The sequence below is a fragment of the Ideonella lacteola genome, assembly GCF_038066555.1.
GTDB classification, from domain to species: Bacteria; Pseudomonadota; Gammaproteobacteria; order Burkholderiales; family Burkholderiaceae_C; genus Ideonella; species Ideonella lacteola.
This window is the reverse complement of sequence record NZ_JBBUTG010000003.1, coordinates 254,532-272,305: the sequence shown is the minus strand read 5'-3', so window position 1 is coordinate 272,305 and position 17,774 is coordinate 254,532. Positions and strand designations below refer to the sequence as shown.

Below are 17,774 nucleotides of genomic sequence, written 5' to 3'. Positions count from 1 at the left end.
GGCCGCTTCACGGCGCCCCACCACCTCACCGCCCGGGCACGATTCGCGTGCATCGACGCGCGCCAGCACCGACACTCTGGCCATCGCACACGATGCGCAACGGCTGCAACACGTCTGCGCGATGGCGACAGGTTCCAAGGGGCCACGTCGCCGCGCAGGCTGACGGGCTGCCCCGGATGGAGACACGATGCACCACACCCTGCTGCAACGCCTGGACGCACCAGGCCCGAAGAAGATCCTGGCCTGTGACGGGGGCGGCATCCTCGGCCTGATCAGCGTCGAGATCCTCGCGGCGATGGAAGCCGAGCTGCGTGACGAGACCGGCCGGCCCGATCTGGTGTTGGCCGACTGGTTCGACTTCTGCTGCGGCACCTCGACGGGCGCGATCATCGCGGCCTGCATCTCGGCGGGCATGAGCGTCGATCAGATCCGACGTTTCTATGTCGACAGCGGGCCGGACATGTTCCACAAGGCCAGCATCCTGAGCCGCCTGAAATACAGCTACGAAGACGAGCCGCTGGCCGCCAAGCTCAAGGCTGAATTGAACCGGGCCCTCGGCCGTGCGACCGACGAGCCGCCGGCCACGCTGGGTGACACCGGCCTGCGCACGCTGCTGATGATGGTGCTGCGCAACCACACCACCGATTCGCCCTGGCCGGTGAGCAACCACCCGCGCGCCAAATACAACCAGCCCGACCGGCCCGACTGCAACCTGCACCTGCCGCTGTGGCAACTGGTGCGCGCCAGCACCGCCGCTCCCACCTTCTTCCCGCCCGAAGTCGTCACCATCGGCGCCGGGAGCGAGAAGGAGCACCAGTTCGTTTTCGTCGACGGCGGCGTCACCACCTACAACAACCCGGCCTTCCTCGCCTTCAAGATGGTCACGGCCCGGCCCTACCAGGTGAACTGGGCGACCGGGGCCGACCGATTGCTGATCGTCTCGGTCGGCACCGGCGGCGCCCCGAAGGCGCGGCCTGGGCTGGATCCCGACGACCTCTGGCTGCTGGACCATGCCAAGAACATCCCCGGGGCCTTGATGAATGCGGCCAGCGCCGGCTGGGACATGGCCTGCCGGGTGGTGGGCGACTGCCGCCATGGCGGCCCGCTGGACCATGAGCTGGGCGATCTCGTGGGCCGCGACGCCGAGGCGGTCACATCGACCTGCGCCAAGCAGTTCAGCTACCTGCGCTACGACCCCGACACCAGCCGCGCGGGGCTGGACGCCCTGGGGCTGGCCGATGTCGACGCGAAGGCGGTGCAGGTGATGGATTCGGTGCAGCACATTCCGGCGATCCAGCGGGTGGGCACGGCCTATGCGGCTCAATCGGTGCAACGCCATCACTGGCGCGGGTTCGTCAGATGAGCTGAGGGGCTGAGAGTGGGTTGGGCCGAGGCCCCGCCCCCGGGGCCGCCCTCGGATGAAACCGGCCCTGACCCGGGTCAGAATCGGCGACCTATCGCGACGCCTCCCACGCGCTTGAAGAACGCCACCGACAAACCCTTGTGCTTCGTCGTCCAGGGCTTCGGCTCGAAGACCGACTACACCGACGGCCGGGTGCTCGACCTCGACGCCTCGTACGACGTGATCAAAGCCGCCGTCGAACGCGCCGGGCTGCGCTGCCAGCGGGCGGACGAGATCGTCCACGCCGGCACGATCGACATCCCGATGTACGAGCAGTTGCTCAATGCCGACCTGGTCATAGCCGATCTGTCGACCAACAACCTGAACGCGGCTTTCGAGCTGGGCGTGCGCTACGCCCTGCGGCCGCGCGCCACGATCGTCGTGGCCGAGTCGAAGTTCAAGAGCCCCTTCGATGTGAACCACATCGTCATCCGGCGCTATGAGCACCTCGGGCCCGATGTGGGGGCGAAAGAGGCGCGGCGCTTCGAGCGCGACCTGGCCGCCTGCATCAAGGTGGTGATGGCCGACACCCGCACCGACAGCCCCGTCTACACGATGCTGCCGCTGCTGCAACCGCCTCGCGGCGTGAGCGCGCCGGTGGCGCCGACGCCGGTCGAGGCACCGGGGAACCCCACGTCGGTAGGCAGTGGCACCCGCCCCGCCCGGGCCCCGAAACCACCGCCCACTGCGCGCGACTGGCTCGATCGCGCCCAGCGGGCCATGGCGGTCGAAGACTACGGCGCGGCGGTCAAGGCCTGGGACGAGGTGCGACGCTTCAGCCCCAGCGACACGCATGCCACCCAGCAACTGGCGCTGGCCACCTACCGACACCGCCGGCCCAGCGTGGCGAAGTCTCTGGAGGCCGCCCGCGACCTGCTGGCGACCCTGTCACCGGCCACCACCAACGACGCCGCCACGCTGACGCTGTGGGCCGCGATCCACCAACGGCGTTGGGATCGCGCCCATGATCCGGCCGATCTGGCCGAAGCGCTGTCGGCCTTCGAGCGCAGCCACGTGCTGAAGGTGGACCACTACAACGCCGCGCACCTCGCCTACCTGCTGCAGGTGCGCGCCACGCAGCACCTGAAGAGCAAGCGCCACGACGATGCGCTGGCCGACTGGGTGAACGCACAGCGGCTGTGGCGCGACGCGCAGACCCTGGCCGAGCCCGCCGCGGCCCGTGCCGACGCCAGCATCAGCGCCCGCTACTGGGCCGCGGCGACGATGTGGCAGGCCTCGATTGCGCTGGCCGACGGCGCAGCCGAGCGGCGCTGGCAGCGCCGCACCCAGGCGATGACCGAGGTCAGCCCGCGCAAGCAGGCCGCTGCGAGCTCACAAGCCACCCGCCTGCGCGAGCTGACGAACGAACTGGTGGCACGGCTCGGGCCGGTCCATCCGGCCGCCGACACCGCCTGACCGAGGAGGGGCCCATGAAGCCGCATGCCTTCATCGCGATGCCCTTCGGCGCCAAGCCGGGGCCCCACGGCGGCCTGATCGATTTCAACCGGGTGCTGGACGATCTTTTGCGCCCCGCGCTCGAAGACGCCGGCTGCGAGGTGTTCCGCGCCGATGAAGAGATGCGCGCGGGCGACATCCGCGTCGACATGTTCCAGGAGTTGTTGGTCGCCGACCTGGTGATCGCCGACCTGACGCTGCCCAACGCGAACGTCTGGTACGAGCTGGGCGTGCGCCATGCGCTGCGCGCCCGTGGCGTGGTGCTGGTGTATGGCGCCGACGCCGCCTGGGGCCGCGAGGCCGACAGTGCCAAGGCCTTCGACACCTACACCGAGCGCAAGCTGCGCTACCACCTGGCCGGCGGCCTGCCGGACGCCACGCAGCTGGCCGCCGATCGCGACCGGCTGGTCGCGATGGTGCGCGAGACGCTGGCCACCTCGACGCGGCGCAAGGTCAGCCCGGTCTACGCCCTGCTGCCCCACCTGCAGCAGCCACAGTGGCGCCGGCTGCTGCTGGCCGATGCCAACGAATTCAGCGACGCCTACCGCGAGTGGTCGCAACGCATGGAGGTGGCACGGCAGCGCAACCGACCGGGCGACATCATGACCCTGGCGCAGGAGACCCCGACGCGTGCGCTGGCGCTCGAGGCCAAGTGCGAAGCCGGCGACTCGCTGCTGACCCTGCATCAAGCCGCTCTGGCGCTCGAGCAGTTCGATGCCGCGCTCGAGATCGACCCCGAAGACCTGCGGGCACGCCAGAAGCAGGCCATCTGCCTCGGGCGGCTCGGCCGCTTCGAAGAAGCCCGCGAGTGCACGCAGGCCCTGACGGCCGACCATCCCGGCGACGCCGAGTGCTGGGCCCTGGCCGGCCGGGTCGAGAAAGACAGCTGGATTGCGCGCTGGCGGCCCGCCCCGCACGGCACCGTGGCGGCCGGCGCGCTGAGAGAGGCGGCCGCGGCAGAAGACGCCAGCCTCGGCGACGCGATCGCGCCCTACCTCAGGGCCTTTGTGGCGAACCCGTCGCACCACTACTCGGGCCTCAACGCGTACATGCTCACCGTGCTGCGTGCCCACCTGGGGGGTGACGTTTCGGCGGCCGATACCGACACGCTGCAAGGCGGCGTGCGCTGGGCCGTGCGCAGCGCCTTGGCGCGCTCGCCGCGCGACTACTGGGCCCGCGCCTCACAGGCGATGCTGAGCCTGCTGCGCGCCGACGCTGCCGCCGTGCCGCGCGACTACCGCTCGGCGGCGGCCGCCGCCGACCGTGACGGGTTCGCCCTCGACTCGACACTGCAGTCGCTCATCTTGCTGCGCGACCTCGGGTTCCAGCCCGCCGAGACCTCGCAGGCCATCGACATCATCGAGCGCGAGCTGCGGCGCCTGGCCCCGCCCTTTGTGCCGCGGCAGGTGCTGCTGTTCTCGGGCCACATGGTCGATGCCCCGGGCCGGCCGCAAGCGCGCTTTCCCGCGGCGCACGAAGGCGAAGCGGCGCGGCGGATCGGCGCCGCGCTGGATGAGCTGGGCGCCGATGCCCGCGACCTGGCGCTGTGCCAGTGCGCGGCCGGTGGCGACCTGCTGTTTCTGGAGGCAGCCCAGGCGCGTGGCGTGCGGTGCCAGGTGATGCTGCCGCAGGCCGAACCGGACTACATCCAGCGGTCCATCCTGCCCAGCACCGACGGGGCACGCTGGCGCGACCGTTGGTTTGCGGTGCGAGCGGCCCTGGCCGATCCACCCCGGGTGCTGCCCGACGAACTCGGCCCTGGCCCGCGCGGCCAGAGTGCCTATGTGCGCTGCAACGACTGGCTGATGAACACGGCGCTCGCCTGGGGCCCCGACAAGACCCGGTTCGTGTGCCTGTGGAACGGCAGCGGCGGCGACGGCCCTGGGGGCACCCAGCACCTGATGGACGAAGTCCAACGCCGCACCGGGCGTGTCCAGTGGATCGACACCCGCACGCTGGGCTGACCAGCCCCGGGCTCAGAAAAACTCGATGCCTTCGGGCTCGATCGACTCGGAAGCGGGGCGCGCGGGCGCTGGCGCCGCCGGTGCCGGCTCGGAGCTGTTGGCCGCCGCCGTCTCGGGTGCGCCGGGGGCGGGCACGCTGAGGCCCGCCGCGTCCGACACCTCTTCGGCATGCAGCGCGGCCACGCGACCGCACAGCTCCTGCGCGCTGCCGCGCAGGCGTTCGGAGGCGGCCACCGAATCCACCACCAACCGGGTGTTGGCTTCGGTCAGGCTCGACAGCTGGGTCAGGCCCTGGCTGATCAACCCGATGGCGCCGCTTTGGATGAGGTTGCTCTGGCTCACATCGCGCATCTGGCGCGACACGTCGCGGAAGCCGTCGCCGATGCGGGAGATCGAGCTGCGCACCGAGCCGATCTCCTGCACGCCGAGGCTCACCTCGCTGTTGGAACGCTCGATGATGGCCTTGATCTCGGCCGCCGATTGCGCGGTTCGCGCCGCCAGCGCCCGCACCTCGCCGGCCACCACCACGAAGCCGCGGCCTGCCGGGCCCGCCCGCGCCGCCTCGATGGCGGCGTTCAGCGCGAGGATGTTGGTCTGGAAGGTCAGCTGATCGATCACGCCGAGTGCGGCCGACATCTGAGTCGAGCTCTCCCGGATCCGCTCGATCGCATTGACCGCACCTTGCACGATCTCGCGGCTGTGCTCGGCCTGCTGCACCAGCGACTGCGCCGTGCGGTCGACGTCAGAGGCCATGTCCGAGGTGTGGCGCACCGCCTGCAGCACGTCGTCGATGGCGACGGTGGTCTGGCTGATCACCGCCGTCTGCTCTTCGGTGCGGATGGCCAGCGTCTGGGCCGACATCGACATGTCGTCGCCGGCCTGCACCACGTTGTTCGAGGCCTTGGCAAGCAGGCCGATCTGGCCCCGTACCGCGGCGGTCATCCGATCGAATGCCGCCGAAACGACCGGCGAGGCGGCCGCCGCCATGCGCACGTCGTATTCACCGCGCTCCATGGCGACCAGGGCGTCGACCAGGGCCTGTTGCGTGTGGCGTTCGTGGTGCAGGTGAGCGCGGTACAAGCCCCCCCACACAAGAGCCAACGGGAGTTGGGCCCACCAGGGCGCACCGACAGCACCCAGGCCCACCATGGCCAGGGGCAGCAACCACATCGCCGGGCGGTGCCAGCGCTCGAGCCGGCGCGTGGCCACATCAACGGCGGCGGACAGCCGGCCCCAACGAGAGTCGACTCGCGAAGCGTGGTTCATGGCGTGGACTCATTCAAGGGCGCTTCCGGTGGGCCGGCCAGCTTGCGAACCGCATCGACCAGCACATCGGAATGGAAGGGCTTGGACAGCCACGCCCGGACACCGGCCTCACGGCAACGGTTCATCTTCCCGAGGTTGGCTTCGGTGGAAAACATCACGATGGGCACGAAACGCTGCCGGGCGTGCGTTTTCACGGTTTCGACGAAGGTGACGCCGTCCATGTGCGGCATGTTCACGTCTGAAATGATGCAGCGCAGCGCCGGCCCTTCCAGGTGGCGCAGTGCCGCAGCACCGTCGTTCGCCTCGATGACTCGGTAGCCGGCTCGCTCCAGCGCCATGCGCGCCACGGTGCGAAAGCTGGTCGAGTCGTCGACGATGAGGATCGGTGCTTGCATGAGGGCTTGGAGCGGGCGCCGCCGTCGGCAGCGCTCCGTGGCCTTGGTTTTCGGCCCAACCGGGTGTGATCTGTAGCCCGGATCGCGTGAAACGTGCCCGTTGCAATCGACTTCAGAGGGCCGCCCGCCGGCCGATATCCCATCCATCACATCGTTCTCGATCACCATGGATCGCCTGCCGATTGACATGTTCGAGCCCCCGGAGCAGCACGCGTGAACCCTCGCGACATCGCCGACGCCACGGTCTACATCGCCCCCTCGCAGTTGTGCATCGGGCTGCATGTCCACCTCGATCTCACCTGGACGGAACACCCGTTCGCCTTCTCGAACTTCAAGATCCGCACCCTGGACCAGATCGCCACCATCCAGGGGTTGGGGCTGAACCGCGTGCGCTATTCGCCTTCGCGCAGCGACACCGAACCCTTGCCGGCGGGAACCCTCACCGGCGACCCCGCCATCCCTTCCTCACCGGCGTCGCCCGCCAGCCGCCCGGATCTCAGCGCCGCCTACGAAGCCAAGCGGGGCCGCCAGCAACGGCTCGAGGCCTACCGGGCGCGCATCGCCGCCTGCCAGGATCAGTTGGCCGCCTTTGGCCGCACCGCCCGCGAGATGGAGCAGAACCTGCGGTCGCGCCCCGCCCAGGCGCGCGACCAGGCCGCGCAGATCGTCGGCTCGATGGTCGACTCGATGCTGGTGGACGCTGACATCGCCGTGCACCTGATGGCCGACCAGCACGCGGGCCAACGGCTGTACCACCACGCCCTGAACGTCACGGTGCTCGCGTTGATGCTGGGCCGCGACCTGCGGCTGCCGGCCGCGGCGATGCGCGATATGGGCGTGGGCACGATGTTCCACGACATCGGGATGCAGGATCTGCCCAGCCGCATCCTGCAGGCGCGCGACAAGCTGACCGCGCCGGAGCGTGCGCTTTACCAGCAGCACGTCGCCAAGGCGGCAGATGCCATCGCGAAGCTGGGGCTGACGCCGGACGCCCGTCGCGTGATCGCCGAGCACCACGAGCATGCCGACGGCACCGGCTACCCGAGCCGACTCAAGGGCCCGCAGATCTCGCGTCTCGCGCAGGTGGCCGCGATCGCCGACCAGTTCGACGAGCTCTGCAACCCGCCCGACCCGGCCCAAGCCCTGACGCCCCACGAAGCCCTGTCGACCCTGTACGGGCAACGGCGTGAGCGATTCGATGCCGCTGCCCTGATGACTTTCGTGCGCTGCATGGGGATCTACCCGCCCGGCACGATCGTCGAGATGTCCAATGGCGCGCTCGGCATGGTGCTGTCGGTCAACAGCTCGCGGCCACTGAAACCCACGGTCGTCGTGTGCGACCTGCTGGTGCCCAAGTCGCAGGCCATCGTCGTCGACCTGGAGCAGGAGCCCGAGACCTCGATCCTGCGCACGCTGCGCCCGCAGCAGCTGACCGCCGAGCAGCACGACTACCTCTCGCCGCGGCGCCGCGTGGCCTACTACTTCACGGCAGAAGCCGCCGCGGCCTGATCTAGATCTCGGCGGCGATGTCCGCGCGCGGGCTTGCCGCCCGCGCAGACGCGTCGCACACTCGTTGCCACGGCAATGGGACCGTGCTTTCGTGTCGACCGCCATGAGACCTTCCGACATCGCGCCGCAGTGGCCTCGCCTTCACCCCGGGGCGGGGCTCGGGTGGCCATCCGCCGCTCTGGCCTTGCTGGTGATGGGTGGGCCCCTCCCGGCGCATGCCGAGACCGGCTTTCGCCTGCAACCCGGGCTGTGGGAACAGTCCATGACGATGAAGACGGCCAGCGGCCAGATGGAAGCGCGCATGGCCCAGGTGCAGCAGCAGATGGCCAACATGCCGCCGGCTCAGCGCAAGATGGTCGAAGACATGATGGCCAAGCAGGGCGTCGGCATGGGTGGCGGCAACAACACCGTGCGGGTGTGCGTGAGCGCCGAGCAGGCCCAGCGCAGTGACCTGCCGCAGATGCAGCAAGGCCGTTGCACGCAGGAGGTGGTCGAGCGCAGTGGCGGGCGGGTGCGCTACCGCTTCAACTGCCCGGGCGACAGGCCCACCAGCGGCGAGGGTGAGTACACGATGACCAGCCCCACCGAGTACACCGGCCGCTCGACGGTGCTGACCCAGGTGAAGGGCCAGCCGGAGAAGGTCGACATGACCCACGCCGGCCGATGGCTGGGGGCCGACTGCGGCAACTTGAAACCCTTGGGGCAGGCGCGCTGAGCCGGCGTGCCGCGGCTCGCATCGCTGCCGTCAGGCCATTGCCGCCGCGGCGGTGGGCACCGCATACCAGAGCGCGGCGAAGAAATGGCACACGCTGCCGCCCAGCACGAACAGGTGCCAGACGAAATGCGCATAGCGCACCCGATGGTCGAGCAGGAACACCACCGCGCCGAGCGTGTAGCTCAGGCCACCGGCCACCAGCCACGCGATGCCGGTGGCGGGCATGCGCTCGATCAAGGGGCCGGCCGCCACCAACGCCACCCAACCCATCGCGACATACAGCGCCGTCGACCACAGCGGGTGCTTGAGCCGATCGAGCAGTTTGATCGTCACACCAAACGCCGCCGCCGCCCACACGATGCCGAACAAGGTCCAGCCCCAGCCCCCCTTGAGCACGCCGAGCGCAAAGGGGGTGTAGCTGCCGGCGATGAAGAGATAGATCGCGGCGTGGTCCAACCGGCCCAGCCAATGCTTGGCAGTGCCCGGCGGAATGGCGTGGTACAGCGCTGACACGAGGTACAGCAGGATGGCGGTGCCGGCGAACACGCTGGCCGCCACCACGTTCACGGCCGTGCCCTGCTGGGCGGCGTAGAAAACCAGGATGGGCAGCGAGGCAATCGCCAACAGGCAGCCCAGGCCGTGGCTGATCGCGTTGGCAATCTCTTCGCCCAGGGTCTGCGGGCGATCGGGGGTGATCATTCGGCGCTCGGTCTTCATGGCGTTTTCATGGTAGCGGCGCGCACCAGCCCAGCCATCCCTCGGTTGGATGACCGGGGCCGCAGCCGGGTCGCAGCAAATCGCGTGCCTTGGCAGGTGCAGCCTGTGCCAACGCGCCGAAGGCGCCCACGGTGGACAGGCAGGGCCGGTCAGCGACCACCAGACACATCCAGCAATGCTCCCGTCACATACGCGGCGGCATCGGACAACAGCCAGACCACGGCATGCGCCACCTCGTCGGCGGTGCCCAGCCGCGCCATCGGGATCAGCGGGGTGGCGGCCGCCAGCCGGCCGGCGTGACCACTGGTGGCGTGGATGTCGGTATCGATGATGCCGGGGCGCACCGCGTTGACGCGAAGGCCATCGGCCGCCACCTCGCGGGCCAGACCGGTGGTGAAGTGGTCGATCGCCGCTTTGCTCATCGAATAGTCGAGGTACAGGCCCGGCGAGCCCACCCGCGCCGCGGCCGACGAGAGGTTGACGATCGCGCCGCCCGGCCCACCGTGCGAGCGCCCCATGCGCCGGATGGCTTCGCGCGCGCACAGCACCGAACCGCTGAGGTTGATGGCCCACATGCGCGACAGCCGCTCGGCCGTCATCTCTTCGACACGGGCCGCCACATCGACCACGCCGGCGTTGTTCACCAGCCCATGCAGGCGCCCGAGGCCGGCGTCGACCGCCGCGAACATGGCCACGATCTGCGATTCATCGGCCACATCCGCCTGCACCACGATCGCCCGCCGACCGAGCGCGCGCACCGCGGCGGCCACCCGCTCGGCCGAATCGCGCTCGTGCCGGCAATGCACGGCCACATCCCAGCCGGCTTCGGCGGCGCGCACCGCGACTGCGGCACCGATGCCCCGGCTGGCGCCGGTGACCAACAGATTCCGTTCGGCCATCGATCCTCCCGACGCCCACACCGACTGGCTTGAAAGCGACACAGGCCACGACGATACCGTCGTGGCCTGGCAATCATTGTGACGGTGGCGCCGGCAAGCGGGCCTGGCAGGAGGTTATTCCTGCGAGAAGACCAGCTTCAGCTCGAACGATTGGGCCTTGCCGGTGGCTTCGAACTTCCACTGGTTCAGCGCGGCGGTGGCCGCATCGCTGAAGATCTTGGCCTTGGGCGGCGTGGCCTCGACGATGGCGACTTCCGTCACCGCGCCGTTGCCATCGATCGACAGCTTGGCCTTGAGCACGCCGTCGGTGATGCCCTTGCGGGTGGCCTCGCCGGGGAACTCCGGCGGCACTTTCTTGACGACCTTCGGCGTGCCGTCGGCACGGGCGACGTTCGGCGCGACGGCCAGCGCAGCGGCCAGCACCAGGCTGGAAGCGGCCAGCAGATGGGCCCACGGGGTGGTCGAGGTGGCGAACTTGTTCATGGTGATCGGCTTTCAGCTCAGGCGGCGGCGGGAATGCGGAAGAACTCGACGCTGGCAACCAGGCGCGAGGCGTTGGATTTGAGGGACTCGGTGGTTGCCGCCAGTTCTTCGACCAGGGCGGCGTTTTGTTGAGTGGCCTGATCGAGGTCGGCCACACTGGTGTTCACGGAGCCGATGCCCGCTTCTTGCTGCGAGCTGGCGACGCTGACCTCTTCGATGAGCTGGCGCACACCCACCACCTCGTCGACGATGCCCTTGATGCGTTGGCCGACATCGGCCACCGTCTGGGTGCCCAAGGCCACCTTCTCGGCCGAGTCGTCGATCAGCCCCTTGATTTCCTTGGCGGCCGACGAGGCCCGGGCGGCCAGCGAGCGCACCTCACCCGCCACCACCGCAAAACCGCGCCCCTGCTCGCCAGCGCGCGCAGCCTCCACGGCAGCATTCAGCGCCAGGATGTTGGTCTGGAAGGCGATGCCGTCGATCACCGCGATGATGTCCTTGATGCGGTTGCTCGATTCGGCGATGCGGTTCATCGTGCCCACCAGGCTGTCGACCGACTCGCCACCTTCGATCACCGCCGCGCGGGCGCGGTTGGCCACGTCGGTCGCCTCGCGCGACTTGGCGCTCGAGCCGGCGACGGTGGCAGAGATCTCTTCCATCGCCGAGGCGGTCTGCTGCAGGTTGGTCGAGGCGCGCTCGGTGCGGGCCGACAAGTCAGCGTTGCCGTGGGCGATCTCGTCCGAACTGGTGGCCACGTCGCGCGCGGCACGGGTCACGTCCTCGATCACATGCGTGAGGTGGCCTTGCATGTCGCGCATGGCGCGCAGCAAGGTCGCGATTTCGTCTTGCCCATCGGCATGGATGGTGCTGCGCAGATCGCCGGCCTTGATCGCCTGGGCGGCCGACACCGCCTCGCCCAGAGGGCCGGTGATCGAGCGCGCGATCGCCAAAGCGGCCCCCACGGCGAGCACCACGCCCACCGCACCCAGCACCATGGCGCCCAGGCTGGTCGCCTGGGCGGTCTTCTGGCCACCGGCCGCACGGTCTTCGGCCTGGTTGGCGATCACCGCCGTCAGGGCATCCACCGCCTTTTCATAGGCAGCCTGCACCGGGCGCAGCTCGATCAGCAGCGCCGTGCGCGCATCGTCGGGGTTTCCGGCGTCCAGCGTCTCCAGGAACTTGGCCACCGCCTTGCTGTATTGGTCGCGCGCCTCGCGCACCGCCTTCATCGACTCGCCATCGTCGCCCAGCTCGGCCAGCTTGGCGAAGGTGGTGTCGGCGTCGGTCAGGCTCTTCTTGATCAGCTCGCGTTGCTTCTTGATCTGGCCGGCGCCATCGACCAGCAGCAGCTCGCGGCTGGCGCGGGCGATCAGGCCCGCCTGCTGCTCCAGCTGGTAGGCCAGCTGAACGCGGGTGAGATCGATCGTCGCCGTCGCCTCCAGGTCGCGCGCCAGCGCACCGGCGCTGACCGCGCTGTAGCCGCAGATCGCGAGCAACAGCACGATCAACGCGCCAAAAGCGAAGGCCAGCCTGGCGCCGATCTTCAGGTTCCGAAGAAATGTCACAACAAACCCTCCTGGGGGACCACAACGATGACTCGGCCACGAAGCGGGCCGTCGTTGCAGTATCGGCAGGGGGCAACGCCGCTGAAGGGCGCAACTCCAGGGTGATTCGGGCCCTATTACCGACTGGTGACGATCACAATGTGAACCTTCCCACGCGCCGAGGCGGCGCGTGCGGCGTCATCAGCCGGGCGACACCCAGTGGCCCGACTTCCCGCCTTGCTTCTCCAGCAGCCGCACGTCGGTCATCACCATGCCCCGGTCGGCGGCCTTGCACATGTCATAGATGGTCAGCAGGCCGATCTGCACGGCCGTCAGCGCTTCCATCTCGACGCCGGTCTTGCCGACGGTCTCGGCCTGGACGATACAGTGCACCGCACTCGCCGCCTCGTCCAGCGTGAAGTCGGCGCTCACCCGCGTCAAGGGCAGCGGGTGGCACAGCGGAATCAACTCGGCCGTGCGCTTGGCAGCCTGGATGGCCGCGATGCGGGCGATGCCGATCACATCGCCTTTGCCGGCCTGGCCGCTGGCGATCAGCGCCAGCGTGGCGGGCAGCATCCGGATGCTGCCGGTGGCCCGGGCGATGCGGTGCGTCTCGGCCTTGGCGGCCACGTCCACCATATGGGCCTGGCCCTGCTGGTCGAAGTGGGTCAGGGGCGAAGTCGAATCGGGCATGGCGGGCGGGCAGAGATCGTCGGGCGGCGAGCCGCGGGCAGGGCGGTGGTGTATCGGCCATGTAAACCGGCGAGACACACGAGGCACCGTGGGGCGGTGTCATCATAGCGAGGGGAGGCCGGAACCTTCGGCCCCCAGCCCGGTCCACCGGGCTTGCCCTTCGCTTGAGGCCTTGCCGCTTTGATTGACACCCTTTCGCCACGGCGCGCCGAGCGCCCCCGGCCCGGCGCCCTGCGCTGGATGCCCCTCGCGATGGCCGCCGCTCTGGCCTGCAGTTGGCCGGCCACCGCCCCGCAGGCCCAGGTGAAATTGCCCGCGCTGGGTGATTCGGTATCGGAGGATTTCGACATCCTGGCCGAGCGCCGCCTGGGCGACCGCATCATGCGCGAGGTGCGCCGAGACCCTGCGTATCTGGACGACCCCGAGCTGCTCGAGTATCTGCACTCGATCTTCGACCCCTTGCTGGCCGCGGCGCGCTCTCGCGGCGAGATCGACCCCGACCTGGACAAGGCCTTTGCCTGGGAGCCCTTCCTCGTCGGCGAGCGGCCGGTGAATGCATTTGCGCTGCCGGGCGGTTACGTCGGTGTCTACCTCGGCCTCATCGCGTTGACCACCACCAGCGACGAGCTGGCCTCGGTGCTGGCGCACGAGATGTCGCACGTGACGCAGCGTCACATCGCTCGCAGTGCGATCAGCTCGCAGCGCCAAGGCCTGGCCACGATGGCCGGGATGATCCTGGGCATCTTGGCGGCGAGCCGCTCGACCAGCCCGGACGCCGCGCAGGCCGTGATCATGGGCACCCAGGCGGCGATGGTGCAAGGGCAATTGAACTTCTCGCGCGAGATGGAACGCGAGGCCGATCGCATTGGCATCGAGGTGTTGGGCAGTGCCGGCTTCGCGCCCGCCGGCATGGTGGGCATGTTCGAGAAGATGGACGGCGCGATGCGCCTGAACGACAGCAACCAGTACCCCTATCTGCGCACCCACCCACTGACCATCGAGCGGATCAGCGATGCGCGCTTGCGGGTGCGTGAGGCCGGCCTGCCGGCACCGGTCAAGTCGGCCGTACCTCACACCCTGATGCAAGCGCGCGCCAAGGCGCTGATGGATCGCACCGATCAAGCCTTGCTGCGTCTGCAGGGCCTGGCCGCCACCCCGTCCACGGCAACCGACCTGCCCCGCCTGGCCACCTTGTATGCCGGGGCGCAGGCGTCGATCCAGCTGAGAGACTTTGCACAGGCCGAGCAATCCATCAGCGCCGGCGAGGCGCTGGCCCGAGGCCCGTTCGCCAACGAGCCTGAGGCACGGCGGCAGTTCGCGCTGCTGCGGGTCTCGATGCTCGTCGAGCGTGGGGGCGCGGCCGCCGAGTGGGGGCCCGCCCTGACGAACGCCCTGGCGCCGCTGGCCAATGACCGGTCGCGCCCGGTGATGATCCTGCGCGCCCAGGCGGCCCTGGCGCGCCAGCGCATGGGCGACCGCGCCGCACCCGAAGCGCTGCGCCAGGCCACCGAAGCGCTGCAGACCTGGGTGGCCGAGCACAAGCGCGATGCGCTGGCCTGGCAGACACTCGCCCAGTGCGCCGAGCCGCTGGGCCTGCGCCTGCGTTCGCTGCGCGCGGGCGCCGAAGCCGCCTACGCCAACGGCGACCTGCTGGGCGCGGTGGACCGGCTGCGTGTCGCCCGCCAGATCGCGCAGGAGACCCGCTCAGACGACTACGTCGAGGTGTCGGTGATCCAGTCGCGCCTGCGCGAGCTGGAAGGCGATCGACGCCGCCTGCTGGCCGAGATGCGCGGCGAGCGTAACCCGGAAGACGTGCAGTAAGACCGCGCCAGCGCGCCGCGGGGCTTTCCCCGATGGTCGGCGGGCGGTGGGCTGGCCACAGTGCGGGCGGGCCCCGTGCCTGTGACCACACCACCTGACGTGCGGCGGCATCCCCGCCCGCCCCCTGTGCATGCCGCCTGAGACTTCGCCCTTCACCCGCGTGCTGCTGCCGGCCGCCTTCGTCGCGGCCTGCCTGGCCATGGCCGCCGAACCCCTGGCACAGCCGGCGCTGCTGTTCATCTGCAAGCCCCTGACCACGCTGCTGCTGATCGCCTGGGCCTGGCCGCGCGGGCGGCCCAGCCCGCCGGAAGGCGCCCGGCGCCACTGGCTGCGCATCGGCCTGATGCTCTCTCTGGTGGGCGATGTGGCGCTGTTGTGGCCGGAGCGCGGCTTTCTGCCCGGGCTGGTGTCGTTCCTGCTGGCCCACCTGGCCTACATCGTGGCCTTCACCCGGGGCCACCGGTTGGCGGCCCGGCCGCTGCCGTTCGCGGCGTACGCGCTGATCGCGGCGGCCGTGCTCTCTCAGCTGTGGCCGAGTGTTCCGGCGCCCCTGCGGCTGCCCGTGCTGGTCTATGTCGCGGCACTGGCCTGCATGGCGGCCCAGGCGGCATCGGTGTGGCTGGAGCAGCGCGGCACCCCCTCGGCGTTGTGGGCCGGCCGCGCGGCCGTGGGGGGCGCGCTGTTCATGCTGTCCGACGCCACGCTGGCCACCAACAAGTTCGCTCAACCGCTGCCGATGGCCGGCGTGTGGATCTTGAGCACCTATTGGTTGGCGCAGGCCTTCATCGCCGCGTCCCTCCGCCGGGCAGAGCAGGCCCCACCGCAGCCAGAGGCGCTGGAAGGCCCCCGGGCGGCCCCGGGGCCGCGGGCGTGATTGCCAAATAACGCACGCCTGCGTCCCTCGATCCACCGAAAAGCGCTCATTTCACCGGCCAATTGGTCGAAACGCTGAAGACCCGGGGCACCCGCTCCGGGTCTTTTGCTTTGCCCTGCCGGAGCCTCTTCGATGCGAGTCAGACCCGCCGCCCGTCCCGCCCCACGAGCCACCTCCCGCGCCTTGACGGCCCATCCGGCGTGGCCGCTGGCCGCCGGAGCGGTGCTGATCGCGGGCGCCCTGCTGGTGGCGCCGCGTGCCGAGGCCGGCAGTGTCAGCGGCTGGCAGCGGGTGGTGGCCGAGCCGGACGAGCCTGACACCTCGACCTGGGCCCCCCGGCAGACGACCGTACAGGACCAGACCGATCGGCTGATCGTGCACTACCGGGGTGACAGCGGACGCCGCAACGTGCTGAGCGCGGCGCCACGCGCCACCACGCAGGCGCTGCAACGGCTGCAGATGGCCGGCCTGCAGGCGCACAAAGTCCATCGCAACGGATTGGGCGCTCAGGTGCTGCACCTGAACAAATCGGTTCCGGTGCGCGAGTTGCAGGCCGTGGCACGGCAGATCATGGCCGACGATGCGAACGTGCTCTACGCCGAGCCAGACTACCGCGCGCGGGCCTTCGCCACGCCGACCGACCCGCTCTACAGCAGCCAATGGCATTACTACGAGACCGCGGGCGGCCTGAACCTGCCCAGTGCCTGGGACGTATCCACCGGGTCGGACGTGGTGGTGGCGGTGATCGACACCGGCGTGCGCGCCCACGTCGACCTGGCCGACAACCTGCTGTCGGGCTACGACTTCATCAGCAACAGCAGCACCGGCAACGACGGTGACGGGCGGGACAGCGATGCCAACGACCCGGGCGACGGCTGCAACGGCGGACACTCCAGCTGGCACGGCACCCACGTGGCTGGCACGATCGCGGCCGTCACCAACAACGGCGAAGGCGGCGCAGGTGTGGCCTACAACGCCAAGATTCTCCCGGTGCGGGTGCTCGGTTGCGGCGGTGGCTACTTCTCGGACATCGCGGACGGCGTGTTGTGGGCCTCGGGCAGCGCGGTCGGCGGCGTCTCCGCCCCGAGCCAGCCGGCCAAGGTGCTGAACTTGTCGCTGGGGGGCAAGACCGCCTGCCCGACGACGATGCAAAACGCGATCAACCAGGCCCGCTCGAACGGCGCGGTGGTGATCGTCGCGGCCGGCAATTCGAACGAAGACGCCTCGAAACACTCGCCTGCGAACTGCGCGAATGTCGTGACCGTCGCGGCAGTGGGTCGCACCGGCGCGCGGGCCTCGTACTCGAACTACGGCGCCAAGATCGATGTGGCGGCCCCTGGCGGCGACCAGAGCACGGGCACGGCCAACGGCGTGCTGTCCACGCTCAACGATGGCTACAGCACCGCCGGCAACGACAGCTACGTCTACTACCAGGGCACCTCGATGGCGACGCCCCATGTGGCGGGCGTCGCCGCGCTGATGCTGTCGCGCAATCCGTCGTTGACGCCCGACGAGATCGAGGTGCTGTTGAAGACGACCGCGCGCGCGTTCCCCAAGGCCTGTGCGGTGGGCTGCGGCAAGGGCATCGTCGACGCGAACGCGGCGGTGCGCGCCGTCTTTGTCGGCGCGACGGCCGCCGACGACACCGCAGAGACCGAGCCCAACAACACCCGACAGCAACCGCAAACGCTGGCGAGCTTCCCCGTCAAGGTCGAGGGCACGATTGGCAGCGGTACCGACATGGATGTGTTCAAGGTGAGCGTCGGCGTGGGCAAGACCCTCACCGCCCGCCTGATCAGCAACGTCAGCTCCGACTACAACCTGGAGATGCTGAGCAACACCGGCGCGGTGACCAAGACCAGCACCCGCGGGCTCGGCTTGGCCGACTCGGTGACCTGGACCAACGGCGGGGGCAGCACCGCAGAGCGCTACCTCCGCGTCAAACGGGCCTCTGGCCTGATCGGCGAGAACGGCACCTACACGCTCGAAGTGTCGTTGCCCTGATCATCGCTCGGGGCGCCCGCGAAGCGAGGCGCC

Annotated in this window: 15 protein-coding genes; 8 read left to right on the top strand and 7 right to left on the bottom strand. The window is 69.7% G+C overall.

All coding sequences use genetic code 11. The features are described from left to right. Positions 1–187: 187 nt before the first annotated feature. From AACH06_RS06985 to AACH06_RS06975, 3 genes are all read left to right on the top strand, one after another. Complete coding sequence (locus tag AACH06_RS06985) at positions 188–1,363, top strand: patatin-like phospholipase family protein (RefSeq protein WP_341424928.1); 1,176 nt, start codon at positions 188–190, stop codon at positions 1,361–1,363. A 114-nt stretch (positions 1,364–1,477) separates the two neighbouring features. Beyond that, positions 1,478–2,818, top strand: coding sequence for a tetratricopeptide repeat-containing protein (locus tag AACH06_RS06980; protein ID WP_341424927.1), 1,341 nt, complete (start codon positions 1,478–1,480; stop codon positions 2,816–2,818). Positions 2,819–2,832: 14 nt separating this feature from the next. Beyond that, complete coding sequence (locus AACH06_RS06975) at positions 2,833–4,821, top strand: tetratricopeptide repeat-containing protein (RefSeq protein ID WP_341424926.1); 1,989 nt, start codon at positions 2,833–2,835, stop codon at positions 4,819–4,821. 12 nt (positions 4,822–4,833) lie between these two features. Here AACH06_RS06975 and AACH06_RS06970 read toward each other — a convergent pair whose 3' ends face one another. Both AACH06_RS06970 and AACH06_RS06965 read right to left on the bottom strand, forming a co-directional pair. Beyond that, entirely contained in the window at positions 4,834–6,087 is a 1,254-nt protein-coding gene (locus AACH06_RS06970; protein ID WP_341424925.1) for a methyl-accepting chemotaxis protein, read from the bottom strand. After that, the gene (locus tag AACH06_RS06965) at positions 6,084–6,482 is read right to left on the bottom strand and encodes a response regulator (RefSeq protein ID WP_341424924.1); all 399 of its coding nucleotides are present in this window, start codon (positions 6,480–6,482) and stop codon (positions 6,084–6,086) included. The genes AACH06_RS06970 and AACH06_RS06965 overlap by 4 nt, the downstream gene beginning before the upstream one ends. Before the next feature lie 213 nt (positions 6,483–6,695). On the opposite strand from AACH06_RS06965, the gene AACH06_RS06960 reads away from it, so the two are divergent. Further along, positions 6,696–7,991 (top strand): cyclic di-GMP phosphodiesterase, encoded by a 1,296-nt coding sequence (locus AACH06_RS06960; protein WP_341424923.1) that lies wholly within the window; start codon positions 6,696–6,698, stop codon positions 7,989–7,991. A 103-nt stretch (positions 7,992–8,094) separates the two neighbouring features. Next, complete coding sequence (locus AACH06_RS06955; RefSeq protein ID WP_341424922.1) at positions 8,095–8,706, top strand: DUF3617 domain-containing protein; 612 nt, start codon at positions 8,095–8,097, stop codon at positions 8,704–8,706. 30 nt (positions 8,707–8,736) lie between these two features. Here AACH06_RS06955 and trhA read toward each other — a convergent pair whose 3' ends face one another. The 5 genes from trhA to moaC form a co-directional block, all read right to left on the bottom strand. After that, on the bottom strand, positions 8,737–9,405 hold the full coding sequence (gene trhA, locus AACH06_RS06950; protein WP_341425121.1) for a PAQR family membrane homeostasis protein TrhA: 669 nt from the start codon (positions 9,403–9,405) through the stop codon (positions 8,737–8,739). Positions 9,406–9,572: 167 nt separating this feature from the next. Continuing rightward, positions 9,573–10,322: an SDR family oxidoreductase gene (locus tag AACH06_RS06945; protein WP_341424921.1), complete on the bottom strand. Its 750-nt coding sequence runs from the start codon at positions 10,320–10,322 to the stop codon at positions 9,573–9,575. Positions 10,323–10,436: 114 nt separating this feature from the next. After that, a complete protein-coding gene (locus AACH06_RS06940; protein WP_341424920.1) occupies positions 10,437–10,805 on the bottom strand; it encodes an energy transducer TonB in 369 nt (122 codons plus the stop codon). A gap of 17 nt (positions 10,806–10,822) precedes the next feature. Further along, positions 10,823–12,370 (bottom strand): methyl-accepting chemotaxis protein, encoded by a 1,548-nt coding sequence (locus tag AACH06_RS06935; RefSeq protein WP_341424919.1) that lies wholly within the window; start codon positions 12,368–12,370, stop codon positions 10,823–10,825. A gap of 180 nt (positions 12,371–12,550) precedes the next feature. Next, entirely contained in the window at positions 12,551–13,042 is a 492-nt protein-coding gene (gene moaC / locus AACH06_RS06930) for a cyclic pyranopterin monophosphate synthase MoaC (protein ID WP_341424918.1), read from the bottom strand. A gap of 180 nt (positions 13,043–13,222) precedes the next feature. On the opposite strand from moaC, the gene AACH06_RS06925 reads away from it, so the two are divergent. From AACH06_RS06925 to AACH06_RS06915, 3 genes are all read left to right on the top strand, one after another. Further along, positions 13,223–14,863: a M48 family metalloprotease gene (locus AACH06_RS06925; protein ID WP_341424917.1), complete on the top strand. Its 1,641-nt coding sequence runs from the start codon at positions 13,223–13,225 to the stop codon at positions 14,861–14,863. A gap of 130 nt (positions 14,864–14,993) precedes the next feature. Next, the gene (locus tag AACH06_RS06920) at positions 14,994–15,737 is read left to right on the top strand and encodes a lysoplasmalogenase (protein WP_341424916.1); all 744 of its coding nucleotides are present in this window, start codon (positions 14,994–14,996) and stop codon (positions 15,735–15,737) included. A 132-nt stretch (positions 15,738–15,869) separates the two neighbouring features. Continuing rightward, positions 15,870–17,741, top strand: a complete 1,872-nt coding sequence (locus tag AACH06_RS06915) for a S8 family serine peptidase (protein WP_341424915.1) — start codon at positions 15,870–15,872, stop codon at positions 17,739–17,741. Positions 17,742–17,774: the final 33 nt, after the last annotated feature.